Origin of the sequence: Gemmiger sp. An194, from assembly GCF_002160145.1 — a bacterium.
Classification (GTDB): Bacteria; Bacillota; Clostridia; order Oscillospirales; family Ruminococcaceae; genus Allofournierella.
The window spans coordinates 1-17,034 of sequence record NZ_NFKA01000011.1 but is presented as its reverse complement, the minus strand read 5'-3'; the positions used below and the strand labels follow the sequence as shown (position 1 = coordinate 17,034).

Here is a 17,034-nt window from a genome sequence, read left to right as displayed (position 1 = left end):
ACAACAAGGAAAGGAGGGGAAAGAGGATGGCACATTTTCTCATGAGTACCCGCATTCACATGGGCCAGTCCTCGCTGGAGGAGATCAAGGGCCTTGGCATGAAGCGGGCCTACATCATCTGCGACCCCTTTATGAAAAAATGCGGCCGGGCAGAGGAGCTTGCCTCGATTCTGCACGAAGCGGGCACCGAGACCGAGATCTTCTCGGATGTGGTGCCGGACCCGTCCATTGAGGTGGTCACTGCCGCCATTCAGGGCATGAAGAAGTTCGGGCCCGACGGCATCGTGGCACTGGGCGGCGGTTCGGCCATCGATACCGCCAAGGCTGCCGGTCAGCTGTACGGAGCCATGAACGGCGGCGCGCGGCCCATGCTGGCCGCAGTGCCCACCACCAGCGGCACCGGCAGCGAGGTGACCTCCTTCGCGGTCATCTCGGACACCCAGGCCCAGGTGAAATACGCGCTGCGGGATCAGGCCATGGTGCCGGACGCAGCCTTCCTGGACCCGGCGCTCACCGCATCGGTGCCCCCGGCCATCACCGCCGACACCGGCATGGACGTGCTTACCCACGCGCTGGAAGCCTATGTGTCCACCAAAGCGGATGACTTCACCGACGCCTGCGCCGAAAAGGCGATCCGGCTGGTGTGGCAGTATCTGGAACGGGCCGTGGCCGACGGATCGGACATGGAAGCCCGGGAACACATGCACAATGCCTCCTGTCTGGCAGGCATCGCCTTCAGCAACGCATCGCTGGGCATCTGCCACAGCATGGCCCACGCGCTGGGCGCGGCGTTCCACATCCCCCACGGCAGAAGCAACGCATTGCTGCTGCCCCATGTGGTCGCCTACAACGCGGCGCTGGATTATAAAGACGAAAGCCGGGCGCTGCTGCGGTACGCTCAGATCGCCCAGATGCTGGGCATCGGCGGCGCGACCCCCAAAGCGGCGGTACACAACCTGATCCGGCAGATCCGGAACCTGATGAAGCGCATCAATGAGCCCTTCTACGTGACCGATTGCCGGGTGGAAAAGGAAGTGTTTCTGGAGCAGGTGCCGGTCATGGCCCAAAAAGCCATGCAGGACGGCTGCACCGAGACCAATCCCCGGGTACCGGAACCCTGTGAACTGAAAGGCCTTTACAGGGAACTCTGTAAAGGGGGTTCGGTATGAAATTCATCACCGAGCAGGACCTGCGCAGCCACTATCGTGCGGAACCCTTTACCAGCTACACACCGGAACCGGGCACCCGCCTTACCCCCGGAGCCCGGCAGTTTCTGACCGACCGGGGCATCCGGCTGGAGGCGGACGGCCCCAAAAAGCCGGCCGCTCCCACCATGGAACAGCCCGCCGCCCAAAGCGCGGAAAACAGCGATGCGCCCAAAGCGGACTGGCAGCTGGACCTGAAAGAATTACAGGCGGAATTTTTGCAGGCGGGCCTGGACCTGATGGACCGGGACGTGCTTGCAGCGGGTGAGGTCTTTGATCTGGAACGCAGGCTGGCCCGGCTGGCCGGGGAAGAACCGGTCGAGCAGGCCGAGTGGCTGGCCCTCTGTCCCCGGTGCACCGGCATCGGCCCGGAAAACTGCGGCCAGTGGATGGAGGACTGCTTTGAGGTCACCGGCTTCCACGCCCAGACACCCGGCGGAAAAACGCTGGTCAGACTGCATCTGCTTCGCTGCGGCCTGCGCCGTCTGGAAGCTCGCCTGCCAGAGGAAAAGAAGCTGCCGGCCCATTGTATTATTAACCGATTGTCTCAGATGATCTGCCATTCATTTGGAGGAACCGTATGCCAGAAGAAGTAACATTTGCAGAATGCGACCGCCTGGTCAAAGAATTTGAACAGGTGATCAAAAAGCCGGTGAAAACGCCCTCTTCCGTTTACTATACCGGCGTGGATCTGGGAACTGCCTGCGTGGTGCTGGCGGTTCTGGATGAAAACCGCCGGCCGGTGGCAGGCGCATACCGGTATGCAGATGTTGTTCGGGACGGCATGGTGGTGGACTACATCGGAGCCATCCGGCTGGTGCGGGAGATGAAGGAGGAGCTGGAGGAAAAGCTGGGCACCGAGCTCATCTACGCCGCAGCCGCCATCCCTCCCGGTACCGACAGTCTGGACGGCGGCGCCATCAAGAACGTGGTGCAGGGCGCGGGCTTTGAAATCACCGCCCTGCTGGACGAGCCCACCGCCGCAAACCAGGTGCTGAAGATCAAAAACGGCGCCGTGGTGGACATTGGCGGCGGCACCACCGGTATCTCCATCCTGAAGGATGGCAAGGTGATCCGGGTGGACGACGAGGCCACCGGCGGTACCCACTTTTCGCTGGTGCTGGCAGGCGCCTACAAGATGGAATTCGGCGACGCGGAAAAGTACAAGCGCCAGCCGGAGCACCACAGCGAGATCCTGCCGGTGCTGAAGCCGGTGATCGAGAAGGTGGCAGCCATCATCAGCCGTCAGGCGGAAGGCTACGACGTTCAGGGCCTGTATCTGGTGGGCGGCACCTGCTGCCTCACCGGCATCGAGTCCATCATCGAAAAGAAAACCGGCATTCCCACCTATAAGCCCCGCAACCCCATGTTCGTCACCCCGCTGGGAATCGCCATGAGCTGCACCGATCAGGAAATGGAGTGAGCACCATGGAGTGTCGAATCATCAAATCCCCCAGCCCGGGCACGCTGGAGATCCTCTCCCGCCGCAAGGGCTCGGGGCAGGGGACCAAGCTGGAGCAGGTGGATGCCATCGGCCTGGTACAGGGGCGGCTGATCGAGATGGTCTGCGCCGCCGACGTGGCCGAAAAGGCGGTGGGCGTGACCGTGGAGGACATCCGCGGCAGCTGCCCGCAGAATATGATCTTACTTGCAATCTTCGGCGACACCGCTTCGGTGGAGGCGGCGCTGGAGGAAATCAAACGAAGAGAAAAGGAGGGGCAGATGGAATGGTAACCGCAAGACTCACCGGAAACATCTGGGCCACCCGCAAGGCGGACGGTTTGAACGGCTACAAGCTCCTCCTTGCTCAGGTAATCGGCGGCACACGGGCCGGGGAGCGGATGGTGGTCATCGACACCATCGGTGCCGGAATAGGCGACCGGGTGATCGTGGCCACCGGTTCCTCCGCCCGGCGGATGCTGGGCGACGACGAGATCCCCGCCGACGCGGCGGTGGTCGGAATTATCGACGAGGACTGCGACTTTGAGGAATGACCGAAAGCGCGGTCAAGAGAGGACGTGAAACTATGAAGCAGCTGATTTGCGCGGCGGATGTGGAAGCGCTGAAGCAGGCGGGCAAGACCGTTTGCGTGGTAACGCCGGGGGCCATCGTGACTCCCTCGGCCCGGGATGCCGCCGAGGCACTGGGCGTCACATTCGCGGACAAGGAACCGGAATGCGCCCCGGCTCCGGCCTGCTGCGGCCCCGAGCTGGACAGCGAAAAAATCTATCAGGTGCTGAAGGTGCTCATGGAAAAGGGCATGCTGGAAGGCCTTTTGAATACAAAGCCCTTCCAGGAGCAGCGCCATTCCAACGGCCTGAAGGTCGTCCGCGGCAACACCGTGAAGATGGATGTGTTTGACACCGGCAACCCCAATGCAACTGCTTATTTCCAGGAGCTGGTGAACAAGGACGAGTCCCACATCAGCGCGGGTTTCCTGGTGATCGAGAACTCCAGCTTTGACTGGGAGCTCACCTACGAGGAGATCGACTATGTGATCGAGGGTATCCTCACGGTGACCATCGATGGCACCACCTACACCGCCCATGCGGGCGATGTGCTGTTCGTTCCTTCCGGCTCCAAGGTAACCTGGGGCTCGCCGGACAAGGCCCGGGTGTTCTACGCCACCTACCCGGCGAACTGGGCGGACCTTCTGTAAGGAGGGGTGCGCATGCAGGCACTGGGAATGATCGAAACCAGAGGGCTGCTGGCCTCCATTGAAGCGGCGGACGCCATGCTCAAGGCGGCGGATGTGACCCTTCTGGATCGTACCAAGGTGGGCGGCGGACTGGTGACCATCTTGGTCACCGGCGACGTGGCGGCGGTCAAGGCCGCCGTGGACGCGGGCGCTGCCGCTGCCGAACGGCTGGGCGACGGGCTTCTGGTCACACAACATGTGATCGCCCGCCCCCAGCAGGACGTGGAGCTGCTCTTCCGGCCGCCGGAGGAAAAGGCGGCGAAACTAAAAGAGATTCCGGAAGAGCCGTCTGATGAGGGCGGCGAGGAACCCCAGCCGCAGGAGCCTGAGCCGGCGCAGGAGCCGGAACAGGAACCGGAGCAGCTCGAACATCCCGCACAAAAGCAGGCGGTGGGTCAGATCAGCCGGGAATGGTGCGATGCACTGTTCCGGGAGGAGGGAATCACCCGCCTGATGGAGCTGCTGGGCAGCTGCTCGGTGGTAAAGCTCCGCTATCTGGCAAGGAGCTATCCGGAATTTGAAATTGCGGGCAGAGCGATCTCCAAGGCAAACCGCTCCCGCCTGCTCAAGGAATTTGAACGCTGGTATGACCGGCAGGCCGCGGAACAAACGGCGCAATAAAACGACTGGGCAAAGAACCAGGGAAAGGATAAAACAATGGAACAGTTTGATCTGGATCTGCGCTCCATCCAGGAGGCCAGAGATCTGGCCCGTCAGGGTGCCGCTGCCGCAAAGCAGATGGCCGGCTACACCAGCGAGCAGATCGACCGGATTCTGAAGAGCATGGTGGAGGCTGCGCGGGAGCACGCAGCCTGCCTGGGCAAGATGGCAGTGGAGGAGACCGGCTTCGGCAAAGCGCTGGACAAGGCCTACAAAAACCACGCCGCCTCGGTACTGCTGTACGAGGACATCAAGGACATGAAGACCGTGGGCATCATCTCTGAGGACCCGGAAAAGAAGATTCTGGAGGTGGCGGCTCCGGCTGGTCTGATCATGGGCATCGTGCCTTCCACCAACCCCACCTCCACCGTGATCTACAAGTCCATGATCGCCATCAAGGCGGGCAACGCCATCGTGTTCTCGCCCCATCCCTCGGCTGCAAAATGCACTCTGAAGGCCGCCGAGGTCATGCGCGAAGCCGCCATCAAGGCAGGCGCGCCGGAAGGTGTTATCGGCTGTGTGTCCATGCCCACCATGGCAGCCACCAATGAGCTGATGCACTGCAAGGAGGTGGCGCTCATCATCGCCACCGGCGGCCCCGGCATGGTAAAGGCCGCTTACAGCGCAGGCAAGCCCACCATCGGCGTGGGCGCGGGCAACTCTCCCGCCTACATCGAGCGCTCGGCGGATGTGAAGGCCGCTGTGGAAGCCATCATGGCTAGCAAAACCTTCGACAACGGCACCATCTGTGCCTCCGAGCAGTCCATCATCTGTGAGACCTGCAACCGTCAGCAGGTGGTGGATGAGCTGAAGCGCCAGGGCGCTTATTTCATGACCCGCGAGGAGACCGAAAAGGTCTGCCGCCTGCTGTTCAAGAACGGCCACGCCATGAACGCCAAGTTCGTGGGCCGTACCCCGGACATGATCGCACAGGCCGCGGGCATCTCCATCCCAATGGGCACCCGGGTTCTGATCGGCGAGCAGGACGGCGTGGGCGAGGGCTACCCCCTCTCTTACGAGAAGCTGACCACCGTTCTGGCCTTCTACACCGTAGAGGATTGGAAGCAGGCCTGCGAGCTGAGCATTCAGCTGCTGCAGAACGGCATCGGCCACACCATGAGCCTGCACACCCAGAACGAGGACATCGTCCGCAAGTTCGCGGTAAAGCCCGCTTCCCGCATTCTGGTGAACACCGGTGGCAGCATGGGCGGCACCGGCATCAGCACCGGCCTGAACGTGGCCTTCACTCTGGGCTGCGGCACCTGCGGCGGCAGCTCGGTATCCGAGAACGTGAGCCCCCTGAACCTGATCAACGTGAAGAAGGTGGCCTACGGTCTGAAGAACTGCGCCACCCTGCTGCAGGACGACAAGTCCTTCTGCCACCCCGATCTGGGCCGCACCGCTGCTCCCGCTGCGGAATGCTGCAGCCAGCGCCCGCTGGACTTCAGCCCCGCGGACATCGTGGCCTCCTTTGAGCGGCGGCAGGGCTGCCCCAGCTGCGGCGCAGCGGTGCAGGAATCCAGCATCGACACCCCGGAGCAGCTGAAAAACGCTTCTCAGGGCTTCACCGATGACGCCCATCTGGCGGAGCTGGTCCGGAACCTGATCGCTTCCATGAATCACTGATTTGGAAAGGAGCGGCGAACCAATGAGTCAATGCGATGAACTGCTGGCGCTGCTGATGGAAGCAGTGAAGCAGCAGGCGGCTCCCAGCGGAGAGGAGAAACAGATTCCGGTGGGCGTTTCCAACCGGCATGTGCACCTCTCTCAAGGTGACCTGAACCGGCTGTTCGGCCCCGGCCACACGCTGGAGAAGATGAAGGATCTTTCCCAGCCCGGCCAGTACGCCTGCAAGGAGACGGTTACCGTCTGTGGTCCCAAGGGAGTGATCGAAAAGGTGCGCATCCTTGGCCCGGTACGCAGTCAGACCCAGGTGGAAATCCTGGCGGCCGACGGCTTCAAGCTGGGCGTGAAGGCGCCCATCCGCCTGTCCGGTGATCTGGACGGCACCCCGGGCGTCACGCTGGTGGGCCCGAAGGGCTCGGTGCAGACCGAAAAGGGCGTGATGATCGCCCAGCGCCACATCCACATGCACCCGAAGGATGCCGAGAAGTTCGGCGTGCACGACGGTCAGTGGGTGGACCTGCAGGTGGACGGCCTGCGGGGCGGCGTGCTGAAAAACACTGTAATCCGTGTGACCGGCGAATCCGCGCTGGAATGTCATGTGGATACCGAAGAGGCGAATGCTCTGGGCCTTGGCTCCGCGTCGTCTGTTCGGATCGTATAAACAACATTTGCTGAACCAAACATTATAAAATTTTCAGGAGGAAATTATTATGAAGTACGATGCTCTGGGTATGATCGAGACTAAGGGTCTGGTAGGTTCCATCGAAGCGGCCGACGCCATGGTAAAGGCTGCCAACGTCACCCTGATCGGCAAGGAATTTATCGGCGGCGGTCTGGTCACCGTGATGGTTCGCGGTGATGTGGGCGCTGTGAAGGCTGCCACCGACGCCGGTGCTGCCGCTGCTCAGCGCGTGGGCGAGCTGGTATCCGTCCATGTGATTCCCCGTCCCCACGCCGAGGTGGAGACCATCCTGCCTTCCGTGAAGGAAAACTAAATTTATCTTCCCCCATTTCTCTTCTCACAGCACTGATTCCATAGAGCAAAACGGCCCCCGAAGGAAAACCCTTCGGGGGCTGTTTCTGCGTATGTGATTAAGAAAATGTTTAGAGCTGCAGGTGTATCATCTTTACCATGGAGAATCGGTCAGAAAGCTTCATATTGAGCCGTGTGGATAATTTCAGCCCGGTTCTGAGGATATGGCAGTAGAAGGGTTCTTCTGTAAGGACCTGAAGTCGATAACCGGTTTTGATGGCCAACTCTTGGGCGGTATCCACCGCAAAAAACATCTGCACATTGGAGTGGTCGACCTGTTTCATGTATTTTTTCTGCATCATCAGAAGCCCGGTGCTGCTTACGGCGTCGAAAACAAGCTCAATATTTCCGTAAGCAGCCAGCATCCGAAACAGACGCAGAATTTGAGTTTCTTCAAAGTAATGGAATAATCCGCCTGCGGTTACAAGCAAAGGTGTGTGCGGAAGCTCTGTGCGGATCCGATGAATCCATGTTTCAGAAAAAGCATCTCCGGCGATAAGGTGCTCCCGTTCCGGCTCTCCAAGCAGTTCTTTTCGGAAGTCAATCACATGGGGCAGATCCAACGCATACCAGAGGGTCCGCCCGTTGTCGCAGCGGAAATAGGCTGTTTCCAGTCCGCAGCCCAGTTGAACGATTGCACCGTCCGGTTTGCGTGTTAAAAAGTTTCGGACAAAACGGTCCATGTTGGCTGCCCGGCAGGCGGAGGCAAGCAGTGCATATTGGCTCTGATGGGGTTGTTCTGTGAGGGGAAGCTGCAGCTTCAGGTTCAGCGCACTCTTATCGTACAGGATATGCGGGTATCGTTAACTGGCGTATATTCTGCCCAACAGAGGAATAAATAGCGTGTCTTCTATGATTCCGAATTTTGACATGGCGGCTCCTCTTATCTGTTCAAATGACGGATTCTAAGCAGCTTGCGCCGCACGGATATCCGTGCGGCGCAAGCTGCTTTCAAAAGTTCAGCAGTTCCAGAAGCTGCGGAAGGTTCTTTTTACCAAAGAGAATTTGTTCGCCGTCGTTGACTACCAGGCAGGGAACGCTCATTACCTGGTATTTCTCTCGCAGATCGGGGAAATGGTTCAGGTCATATACCTGTGCCGTCACCTGAGGATGAGCCGCGGCCAGACGCTGGGAAGCGGTCACCAGCTCCGGGCACATGGTGCAGGATAGGGAGACCAGCACCTGAAGCTTCACAGGCTTTTGCAGCGCCTGAATGGCCGATTCGGTCTGTGGGTCCAGGCTCTGGCCGGGCCCGGCAGCATTGTACAGGCCCAGAACGAAGGAGGTGAACTCATGCCCGCCGGGTACGCCGTGGAAAGCAAGCCCGGTCCAGCTGCCGTCCTCGCGGCATACCTGCACACAGGGCAGGTGTTCCGCTCCGGACGGAGCGACAATCTCCACTGTCAGCTTGTCGGTGTGGGCGGCCAACTCTTCCATATACCCGCGCAGCTCCCGGGATACGGCGGTCTGATCCAGGTAGAGGCGAAGAATCAGGGAAGAGGACATCCGCTCAAAAAGGGTGCGAAGCTGAGCAGCCATCTCCTCGCTGATAAGCTCACCGCCGCCGGAAACGGGTTCCGGGTCTGCGCCGCGTGCTGCCGGCTGCGTGGGATGAATCCCGGTTTTGGCCTGCATGGCGGCGCAGAGCAGCTCCAGCTGAGTGGCAGCCAGAGCGCCGTCTCCCACGGCAGTGACCACCTGGCGCAGCGGCTTGACGCACACATCTCCGGCGGCATACAGCCCGTCCGCCGAGGTTTTCTGGCTGCGATCTGTGAGGATGTAGCCCTGCTCATCCAGTTCCGCCACACCTCGGGCGAGATCGGTGGAGGGGGAGTAACCGGCAAAGACGAATACGCCGAAGGTCTCACCAGCTGCGGCCCGGTGCTCAGTCTCCTGTCCGTTTTTTGTGTTGCGAATCCGGATGCAGCGGGGAGCGGTGTCTCCGGAAAGCTCCACCACCACAGTGTTGGTCAGAATGCTGATTTTCTCGTGATTCCGGGCAGCATCCGCCACGGCCTGCGCACAGGTGAAGTCGTCCTCCCGGATGAGGATGGTCACATGGCGGGCGTATTTGGTGAGGAAGACGCTTTCCTCCGCGGCAGCAAAGCCGCCGCCCACCACAAAAACGTCCTTGCCGGTAAAGAATTCACCGTCGCAGGTGGCACAGTAGGCCACACCCCGGCCCCGGAACTGTTCCTCTCCGGGGAAGCCGATCATGCGGGGATGCGCGCCGGTGGCCAGCAGTACGCCGAAGCACTGCAAGGGGCCCCGGCTGGTCTGCACGGTTTTGATCTCGCCGGTCATGTCCAGCGCAGTGACCTCTGCCAGCAGAAACTCTGCGCCGAAATGCTCCGCCTGTTTGCGCATAGTTTCGGTAAGCTGGGTGCCGCTGGTGCGCTCCACTCCGGGATAGTTGACCACCTCGGAGGTGATGGTGATCTGTCCGCCGAAATGGTCCTTTTCCACCACGACCACACGGTAACGGGCCCGTGCCAGATAAAGAGCGGCGGTAAGCCCGGCCGGGCCGCCGCCGATAACGATTACATCATAGAAATTGTTCATGCTGAAACCCATTTGCCCATGGCCCGTAAAGGGCCATGGGGCTTTGTCAGGAGTGTGATTGGCAACCGTTTTCAAACGATCACTCGTTACAGCTGGCCCACCAGATCCAGGCTGGGCTTCAGAGTCTCTGCGCCGGGCTGCCATTTGGCGGGACATACCTCGTCACCGTGCTTTGCCACGAACTGGCAGGCCTGAACCTTGCGCAGCAGCTCGTCGGCGTTGCGGCCCACGTTGCCGGCGTTTACCTCATAGGCCACGATCTTGCCTTCCGGGTTTACGATGAAGCTGCCCCGTTCAGCCAGACCATCAGCTTCGATGTACACCTCAAAATCCTTGGCCAGGCAGTGAGTGGGGTCTGCCAGCATAGGGTACCGGATCTTCTGGATGCGCTCGGATGCATCGTGCCAGGCCTTGTGGACAAAGTGGGTGTCGCAGGAAACCGCGTAGATCTCGCAATCCACCGCCTGGAACTTCTCGTAAAGATTCGCCAGATCCTCCAGCTCGGTGGGGCAGACGAAGGTAAAGTCAGCGGGATAGAAGAAGAAAACGCTCCACTTGCCCAGAACGTCCGCCTTGCTCACAGCGCGGAAGGCGTTGTCCTGGTAACACTGGACGGTAAAATCGGCAATTTCTTTCTGAATCAGGGACATAGAAGTGTACCTCCATTTCAATGTGATTTTGATGTTGGTCTGCAAATGCGAACCGTTACTGAAATTATACGCAAACGCAGTAGAAAAGTCTAGTTGTGATTGAAAACAGTTTCTTTCTTTTCTTGCACAAGAGAGATTCCAGTTTGTGATATTGAGGCTCGGAAGTAAAGAGAAGGAGATTGAATACGGTAAAAACGAATGAAAAAGCTCCCTGTTTTTCAATGAACAGAATCTAAAAAAGCTGATAGAAAGAAAGCCCCCCTGACGCAGGAAATCATTGCATCAGGGGGGCTTATCATGTCTGAAAAAAGTGTAGTACTACGGCAAGATGATGGAAAAAAGTTCGCCAAGAAATCACTGCAGAAGAATGAATTCAATCGTAAATACAGAAACAGCCATTACACACTTCAAGGTTGGTTGTGGTCTCAGACCAGGGAAGGTGAAGACATGGGAAATTATGAACTGTGCTTTCTGAAATCCACAGGAAGGGAGAGTAGAAGCAAGGTTTGTAGTAATCTGCTCCATAAAGCAGGCATTTTGTTGGTTACATGGTCGAGTAGGAAGTTTTTTCAGATTCTTCCTCGTTCAAACCACCAATTTGGGGTATGGGGAAAAACAATAGAGGGAACGCCTACTTGGCGGAGATAGCCTCAGCCTTTTGCTGGACAGATTGCAGACAGTGCTGCAGGTTGTTGCTGATCAGGGCGTTTTGAAATTCCTGCTGAAGGATACTTTCAATCCCGTAGGTGTTGCTGCCATAGTTTACAGTGGGAATATCCAGAGCCAGAGAAGTCAGTGTCTGGGTGACGGGCTGCCCGCCGAAGAACGGATCGCCTTGCGCCAGACAAGGCAACTGATCGGTGTCTCGAATGTAGGGAATTACGCCGATTTCATCCACAAGTTTGGACCAGAGGTCTGTGTTGTCGGGAGAAAAACTGGAAACCATAAAGCGGGTGGCTTCTGTGGCGGAGGGGGTGTTTTTCAAAATATACCAGGAGCTCCCTCCGATATTGGAGCATGCGGTACTTTCGGGAAGATCGTCGAATACCGGGATGGGGGCCATCCGCCACAGTCCGCTTTGCTCTTCCACGGCTTTGATGCTGGAAATAATCCACCCGCCGCTGATCACACAGGCCACATTCCCGTTCTGAAAGGCGGAGATGAATTCATTCCAGCCAATGGCACTTTGGGCTACGTTATTTTTCAGCAGCTGCTCGTACAAAGAGAGGGAGTGCAGCAAGGCGATGTTATCTTCCACTGTAATGCGGCCTTCACTGTCGCAGAACCAGGTGCCGCAACTCTGCATGTTCATGCGCATCAGCGGAAGGTCGGTGGGGTCCAGAGTCAGCATGGGGGTGCCGGTTTTTTCGTATACATCCTTGCCGATCTCCATAAAGCGATCCCAGGTCAGATTCTGCATATCGGCTTCCCCGTAACCGGCCTGCTGAAGAATGTCCAAACGGTAGAACAGGGCGGTGACACCGCTGTCAAAGGGAATCCCATACAGGCGGCCATTGCGGGAGCAAAGGCTTGTCTTATAGTCGAAAAACGCCTCTGCATTGATGGAATCGGTCAGGTCTACAAATTCACCGGGGTATTTGCCCAGCATCTCCTGGGCGTCGTAATCCTCGATCATGATGATTTCGGGAAGCCGGTCATACAGTTTGGCGGACAAAAGACTCTTGACATCCGCCAGAATCTGCTCCCGCTCACGAGTCTCCACACGGACCGAAATGTACGGATGGTCTGCCTGGTACCATTGGGCGGCCATTTTGGCCGCTTTTACATTGAAGGTCTCATCCCAAACCCAAATATCTACCGTCTGGGTTTGGAGTGGGGGTGTTGCAGACTGGGTGGACGGAGCACAACCGACCAGGAATATCATGGCTATCAGGCAGAGCAGCTTGGCAAATATGCGGAGAAAAGAAAACATGGCGGCCTCCCTTAGGTGTCTTTTAGGGGCAAGGTGACGATGATGGCGGTACCCTCTTCCGGTTTGCTTTCGATGTGAACGCCGTACTGCTCCCCGAACAACAGTTTCAGACGATCATCCACATTATGAATACCAATGCCCGAGAAATACTCTTTCTTGATGGACTGTTCCACCAGTTGGTCGGCTTTTTGCTGCTTCATACCAATGCCATCGTCAATGATACGGATGACCAATTGTGTGCCGTTGCGTCGCACCACCACCTGGATGGTGCCTTTGCGCCCATCGGGAAAGGCGTGGAACACTGCATTCTCCAGAAAAGGCTGCAGGATCATTTTGGGGATTTTGCAGTGGTAGCAGTTGCTTGAAACATAGTACTCGGCATGAATGCGGTCTCCATACCGGGTACGGATGATAAGCATGTAATTTTTTAGGTTCTCCACTTCCTGCTGGATGGTGATGAATTCGTCAGTATTGGTAATGGTGCTGCGCAGCAGCGCGATAAAGGCATCCAGCGTTTCCACCGCCTGCTCCCGGGCGTTCTGGAATACCAGCATTTTAATGCTGGCCAGCGTGTTGTAGATGTAATGGGGATTGATCTGCATCTGCAGGGCTTTGATCTCATAACGCAGCTGTTTTTCCCGGGTGCTCACCAGCTGCTGGATGTAATCCTGTAGGGCATCCACCATCTTGTTGTAGGTGACGGCAAGCTCCCGGATTTCGGTGGTTCCGGTAACCGGCACATGCTGGGTGAGCAGCCCGTCCTGCACCTGAGACATGGTCTGAATCATCTGGGAAAGCGGGGCCAGTGTTCGACGGGTATAGAACAGGACAATGCCGATCAGCACGGTGCTGATGGCAATCCCGTCCGTAAGCCTCATAATCAAAGTAATCTTTTAGCTCCTCCGGGATCGGCAAGTCCTGCGTAAAGTAGCGGCCTAAATCCTCCTCATTTTCAATATCGGGATAAAATTCAAAGCAATCCAGATTTTGTGTGAGGTTGATGAGATCGGCCACGCTGGAAGTATGCCCGCCGCTGTCAATGACCGCCTCAAACTTTAGCAGCCCGGACAGAGAAATTTTGGATTTCTAAAAACAAGCGCCGGGATTAGAAAGAAGGCCATAGCAAAAAGCAGGTAAACCACAGGTCTACCGAACTAAACTGGTGGTCGCTTGAGTAAATCGTGGAGAAAGTGATATGATGCAGACATCAAAAGAAGGAGCCTAAAGCAAATGGAAAAGAAAACGCTTGGCATGATGATTGCATCATTGAGAAAAGAAAATGGAATGACTCAGCTTGAACTGGCTGATAAAATGGGGGTAACGGATAAGGCCGTATCCAAATGGGAAAGAGATTTATCTTGTCCGGATGTAAATACGATCCCAAAGCTTGCAGAGTGTTTTGACATAAGCGTAGATGAACTGATGCAGATCAAAGCGGATTTGCAGAAAGCAGATAAGAAAAATATCATGCCGATGGTCCATTTGATTATGAAGGCAGTCGCTCTGGCAATGGGTGTTGGAGTGGCTGTGCTGTCCGTGTTAAATGAATTGGACGCAACTTCGGGAATGGGCATGCTCGGAATCGGATTGGCTTGTCTCGCTGTTTCTTCCTTGTCCCAGAAGCGTGGAGAGTAATAATTACGGCTTCAAGTGCCCGTGAAAACGAAATATCGATATCTTACATAGCCCTGTGGTGACTGAACCTCACCACAGGGCTTTTGTCGTTTTCGGACGATGCCGAAAACGGATCAAACCAAGGAGGATATCGAAATGAGCAAAAAGGCAAAGCGCAAAATCATTCTGATTGATGGAATCCGGTACTATGCGGACAGGCCCGATACCTGTCGCAAATGTTTCTTCTGGAAAAACCGCAAGGTCGGCTGCATCCTCGGCAAGCAGAATTGCTACTATCTGGCCGAAGCTGTGATGACCGCGCAGGAAAAGAAGTGCGAAGGCTGCTGCTATGCAAAAGGGCAGCCCTGTGTCAGTGCTGTCTGCTATCAGGAGCTGGACGTTTGGCTGCGGGCCACCAGAATCAACCGGGCACAGAGAGAAGGTGCGGCAAATGGGTAAGCGGGAAGAACTGCTGCGCAGATACGAGAAGCTGTCCAGGGCTGCGATGCAGGATAAGCCCGACAGTTGCAAGCGATGCGTATACTATCGTCCGGATTTCAAATATCGCCGGTGTCAGTTTTCCAGATGCCCGTATGGCAAGCAAACGGACGTGTTCCGCCAAAAGCCCCTGAAGCGGGATAAATTCTCCTGAAAGCAGGTGGTGACGATGCGTGTTTGATTATTTTTATGGGATTCAGTCGGAACAGTTTGCCTTCTACCGAATCCCGAAGGTCCTTTTTACGGATGACCGGTTCCGCGTGCTCTCAGCAGAGGCGAAAACCCTGTACGGAATCTTGCTGGATCGCGTCACACTCTCTGCGAAGAATGGCTGGATCGATCAGCAGGGCCGCGTATATATCATCTACACGATTGAAGAAATTATGGCTGACATGAACTGCGGGAACAAAAAGGCAATCCAGCTGCTGTCCGATCTGGAGAAAAAGGTTGGCCTGATTGAACGCAAGCGTCAAGGGCTCGGAAAGCCAAACCTGATTTATGTGAAAAACTTCATATCGGTGGAAAGCCATGGGGAAGGACATTTCCAGAACTGTCAAAAGCACACTTCAGGAAATGCCAAAAGCACATCTCCGGAAATGGCAGAGGGACACGGAAGAAATACTGATACAAGCAATACGGAGAATAGCGATATCGATTCTTTCTCTTCCGACAGAACTGTCGGGGAAAGAAACGAAGCGATGCGAATGTTCGCCCAGTATCAGGATTATTTCAGAGAATCCCTTGAGATGGACACGCTCGCTCAGGATTCCTCGCTGGATCAGGAGGCACTTTCTGTAATGGTGGATCTTATTGAGCCTTTTGTGGACCCGGTCTTTGCGAACAATGTGATTCTGACCCGAACAGAACGGCTGATGATGAGCAACCGCCCGAAGAATCCCGCCAATGCCAGAAATAAAAATGTTCTGATTGTCGGTGGTTCCGGTTCCGGCAAAACGCGCTTCTGGATCAAGCCCAACCTGCTCCAGCTGCACAGCTCGTATGTGCTGACCGATCCGAAGGGCTATACTTGAAGAGGATAGAGAAAGGATGCGTCACACGAGATAAAAGTACATAACGAAGGGAGGTTAAAACCGTGGCAAAGAAAGAAGAAATTAAAATCACAGCGTTGTATGAGCGACTGTCCAGAGATGATGAACAGGTCGGAGAATCCAACAGCATCCAGAATCATGATGTAATGTATAGAGGGTGGAATACACCAAAAAACATTACATCATGACTGACGGCTCATTTGTGGCGAATGAAAAGACAGTTATGATAAAGGAGTGATGCCCTCAAACCTACCGTAACTGTCAACCACGTTCCCACGAAAGGAGTCTTGTATGGAACTGACTTACACCAAAGGCGGCGATTATCTCATTCCTGACCTTGTGTTATTGGACACCAAAGAGTACCATATCGGGAAATATGGCCGGTTGCGCCGTGCCTACTTAAAAGAACACCGGCCATTCTGTATACCGATCTCATTGTCACTGAAAAACTGTTTCCCCATTTGGAGGAAATCGACACCGCCTGCCGGGAGCGGTTAGAAATCATTGAAAAAGCCATGATGCAGCAGGAGGGCGTCACAGAAGCCCTGAAAGCTGCCGACCAGATGGCATGGGTGCGCTCCATGAACTCCATCCACAACAGGGCCGAGGAAATCGTCCTGGCTGAGCTGGTCTACTGTTGAGGGAGGGAACACCATGATTTTAGAAGCCATGTATAGCGGAGAGTTTTATCCCTGCGAAACCGTTGTACCCACATCCCCGGAATACCGCAAGGCGATCCAAACCTGTGCGGCGTTGATGGAGCAGCTATCCCAGCGGCTCAGCAAAGAGGACTATGCTCTGGTGGAGGAACTCCGAGCGCAGAACGCTATCGCCCAGTGCGAGGAAAGTGAGAGTCATTTCAAGTATGGCTTTTCGGCGGGGCTGATTGTCCAGCAGGAGGCCCATGAACAACTGCAAAACAAGAAATAAGCGATGGCCGAAAAAGCCCACGCAGCCGGAAAGAGAACCGGAGGCGTGGGCTTTCTGTGTATATGGTTATTCTGTCAGGGCATCCGAAGTTTCCGCAACCAGCCGGTCAAAGTCGCTCTGATAGGTCCGATCCTGCAAAACCCGGAACTTTTCAAACTCTTTCTCGGCGAAGGCTTTGGCAATGGCGGCGGTCACCTTGCCCTTATCATGCAGAATATCTTCCTCGTTGAACTGTAAAAATGCGTCAAGCCGCTTGACCCAATCGGCCATATACAGGACATTTCCACGGCGGGCCTGCCGTTCCGCGTAGTCCAGGTACATGGTGACAATCTCGTTCAGGTTACGCATTTCCGTTTCGTTCAGATAGTTTTTAGCAACGGTGACATCCGATTTGCGGATGCGGCCTTTGGGGGCGTTTTTCCATGTGGTCAGCCCCATGTTGGGCTTGGTGCTGTCGGCACGGCCGTATACGATCTCAGCGGCGGTATGATGGGTGACTGCATAGTGGAGCTTATTCTGCACCGTTGCGAAAAACTCCTTTGTGATGGGGCTTTCCACATCGTAGTCAGCGCTGCA

20 protein-coding genes and 4 pseudogenes are annotated in these 17,034 nt (G+C 56.2%); 17 read left to right on the top strand and 7 right to left on the bottom strand.

Going from position 1 to position 17,034, the window contains the following annotated elements:
* The first annotated feature begins 26 nt into the window (after positions 1-26).
* From B5F28_RS08315 to eutM, 10 genes are read left to right on the top strand one after another with little or no spacing between them, the layout of a single operon-like run.
* On the top strand, positions 27-1,169 hold the full coding sequence (locus B5F28_RS08315) for an iron-containing alcohol dehydrogenase (protein ID WP_087295158.1): 1,143 nt from the start codon (positions 27-29) through the stop codon (positions 1,167-1,169).
* Positions 1,166-1,801, top strand: a complete 636-nt coding sequence (locus tag B5F28_RS08310) for a hypothetical protein (protein WP_087295156.1) — start codon at positions 1,166-1,168, stop codon at positions 1,799-1,801. The genes B5F28_RS08315 and B5F28_RS08310 overlap by 4 nt, the downstream gene beginning before the upstream one ends.
* The gene (gene eutJ / locus B5F28_RS08305) at positions 1,786-2,628 is read left to right on the top strand and encodes an ethanolamine utilization protein EutJ (RefSeq protein WP_087181257.1); all 843 of its coding nucleotides are present in this window, start codon (positions 1,786-1,788) and stop codon (positions 2,626-2,628) included. Before B5F28_RS08310 ends, eutJ begins: the two co-directional genes overlap by 16 nt.
* A 5-nt stretch (positions 2,629-2,633) precedes the next feature.
* On the top strand, positions 2,634-2,939 hold the full coding sequence (locus tag B5F28_RS08300) for a BMC domain-containing protein (protein WP_087295154.1): 306 nt from the start codon (positions 2,634-2,636) through the stop codon (positions 2,937-2,939).
* Positions 2,933-3,199: a EutN/CcmL family microcompartment protein gene (locus tag B5F28_RS08295; protein ID WP_058965095.1), complete on the top strand. Its 267-nt coding sequence runs from the start codon at positions 2,933-2,935 to the stop codon at positions 3,197-3,199. The genes B5F28_RS08300 and B5F28_RS08295 overlap by 7 nt, the downstream gene beginning before the upstream one ends.
* Positions 3,200-3,231: 32 nt before the next feature.
* Positions 3,232-3,864, top strand: coding sequence for a cupin domain-containing protein (locus B5F28_RS08290; RefSeq protein WP_087295151.1), 633 nt, complete (start codon positions 3,232-3,234; stop codon positions 3,862-3,864).
* Positions 3,865-3,876: 12 nt separating this feature from the next.
* Positions 3,877-4,524, top strand: coding sequence for a BMC domain-containing protein (locus B5F28_RS15300; protein ID WP_087295149.1), 648 nt, complete (start codon positions 3,877-3,879; stop codon positions 4,522-4,524).
* A 36-nt stretch (positions 4,525-4,560) separates the two neighbouring features.
* Positions 4,561-6,189: an acetaldehyde dehydrogenase (acetylating) gene (locus tag B5F28_RS08280; protein WP_087295147.1), complete on the top strand. Its 1,629-nt coding sequence runs from the start codon at positions 4,561-4,563 to the stop codon at positions 6,187-6,189.
* A 22-nt stretch (positions 6,190-6,211) separates the two neighbouring features.
* Positions 6,212-6,850, top strand: a complete 639-nt coding sequence (locus B5F28_RS08275; protein ID WP_087295145.1) for a phosphate propanoyltransferase — start codon at positions 6,212-6,214, stop codon at positions 6,848-6,850.
* 49 nt (positions 6,851-6,899) lie between these two features.
* The gene (eutM, locus tag B5F28_RS08270) at positions 6,900-7,184 is read left to right on the top strand and encodes an ethanolamine utilization microcompartment protein EutM (RefSeq protein ID WP_058965090.1); all 285 of its coding nucleotides are present in this window, start codon (positions 6,900-6,902) and stop codon (positions 7,182-7,184) included.
* Positions 7,185-7,293: 109 nt separating this feature from the next.
* Here eutM and B5F28_RS08265 read toward each other — a convergent pair whose 3' ends face one another.
* The 6 genes and pseudogenes from B5F28_RS08265 to B5F28_RS15420 form a co-directional block, all read right to left on the bottom strand.
* Entirely contained in the window at positions 7,294-7,935 is a 642-nt protein-coding gene (locus tag B5F28_RS08265; RefSeq protein WP_343212752.1) for a class I SAM-dependent methyltransferase, read from the bottom strand.
* A 238-nt stretch (positions 7,936-8,173) separates the two neighbouring features.
* Entirely contained in the window at positions 8,174-9,784 is a 1,611-nt protein-coding gene (locus tag B5F28_RS08260; protein WP_247643439.1) for an FAD-dependent oxidoreductase, read from the bottom strand.
* An 86-nt stretch (positions 9,785-9,870) separates the two neighbouring features.
* Entirely contained in the window at positions 9,871-10,434 is a 564-nt protein-coding gene (ahpC, locus tag B5F28_RS08255) for an alkyl hydroperoxide reductase subunit C (protein WP_087295140.1), read from the bottom strand.
* Positions 10,435-11,065: 631 nt separating this feature from the next.
* The gene (locus B5F28_RS08250; protein WP_158097552.1) at positions 11,066-12,205 is read right to left on the bottom strand and encodes an ABC transporter substrate-binding protein; all 1,140 of its coding nucleotides are present in this window, start codon (positions 12,203-12,205) and stop codon (positions 11,066-11,068) included.
* A 173-nt stretch (positions 12,206-12,378) separates the two neighbouring features.
* The gene (locus B5F28_RS08245) at positions 12,379-13,245 is read right to left on the bottom strand and encodes a sensor histidine kinase (protein WP_143424714.1); all 867 of its coding nucleotides are present in this window, start codon (positions 13,243-13,245) and stop codon (positions 12,379-12,381) included.
* A 34-nt stretch (positions 13,246-13,279) separates the two neighbouring features.
* Positions 13,280-13,381: pseudogene (locus B5F28_RS15420) on the bottom strand (antirestriction protein ArdA); the annotation flags it as partial.
* Between the two features lie 216 nt (positions 13,382-13,597).
* Between B5F28_RS15420 and B5F28_RS08235 the strand changes: the two are divergent.
* The 7 genes and pseudogenes from B5F28_RS08235 to B5F28_RS08210 all read left to right on the top strand — a co-directional run bounded on the left by B5F28_RS08235 (position 13,598) and on the right by B5F28_RS08210 (position 16,458).
* Positions 13,598-14,002: a helix-turn-helix domain-containing protein gene (locus B5F28_RS08235; protein ID WP_087295132.1), complete on the top strand. Its 405-nt coding sequence runs from the start codon at positions 13,598-13,600 to the stop codon at positions 14,000-14,002.
* Between the two features lie 135 nt (positions 14,003-14,137).
* Positions 14,138-14,440 carry a hypothetical protein gene (locus B5F28_RS08230; RefSeq protein ID WP_087295130.1) on the top strand — a complete coding sequence of 101 codons (303 nt, stop codon included), beginning with the start codon at positions 14,138-14,140 and terminating at the stop codon, positions 14,438-14,440.
* 212 nt (positions 14,441-14,652) lie between these two features.
* Positions 14,653-14,904 (top strand): annotated as a pseudogene (locus B5F28_RS15415) (replication initiator protein A); the annotation flags it as partial.
* A 384-nt stretch (positions 14,905-15,288) separates the two neighbouring features.
* A pseudogene (locus B5F28_RS15410) lies at positions 15,289-15,501 on the top strand (type IV secretory system conjugative DNA transfer family protein); the annotation flags it as partial.
* A gap of 71 nt (positions 15,502-15,572) precedes the next feature.
* Complete coding sequence (locus B5F28_RS15405; protein ID WP_164474885.1) at positions 15,573-15,716, top strand: hypothetical protein; 144 nt, start codon at positions 15,573-15,575, stop codon at positions 15,714-15,716.
* Positions 15,717-15,819: 103 nt separating this feature from the next.
* Positions 15,820-16,169 (top strand): annotated as a pseudogene (locus B5F28_RS08215) (TnpV protein).
* Positions 16,170-16,182: 13 nt separating this feature from the next.
* Complete coding sequence (locus tag B5F28_RS08210) at positions 16,183-16,458, top strand: DUF6809 family protein (RefSeq protein WP_087295126.1); 276 nt, start codon at positions 16,183-16,185, stop codon at positions 16,456-16,458.
* A gap of 66 nt (positions 16,459-16,524) precedes the next feature.
* Here B5F28_RS08210 and rhuM read toward each other — a convergent pair.
* A partial coding sequence (gene rhuM / locus B5F28_RS08205) for a RhuM family protein (protein ID WP_143424713.1) occupies positions 16,525-17,034 on the bottom strand: 510 nt, incomplete at its 5' end.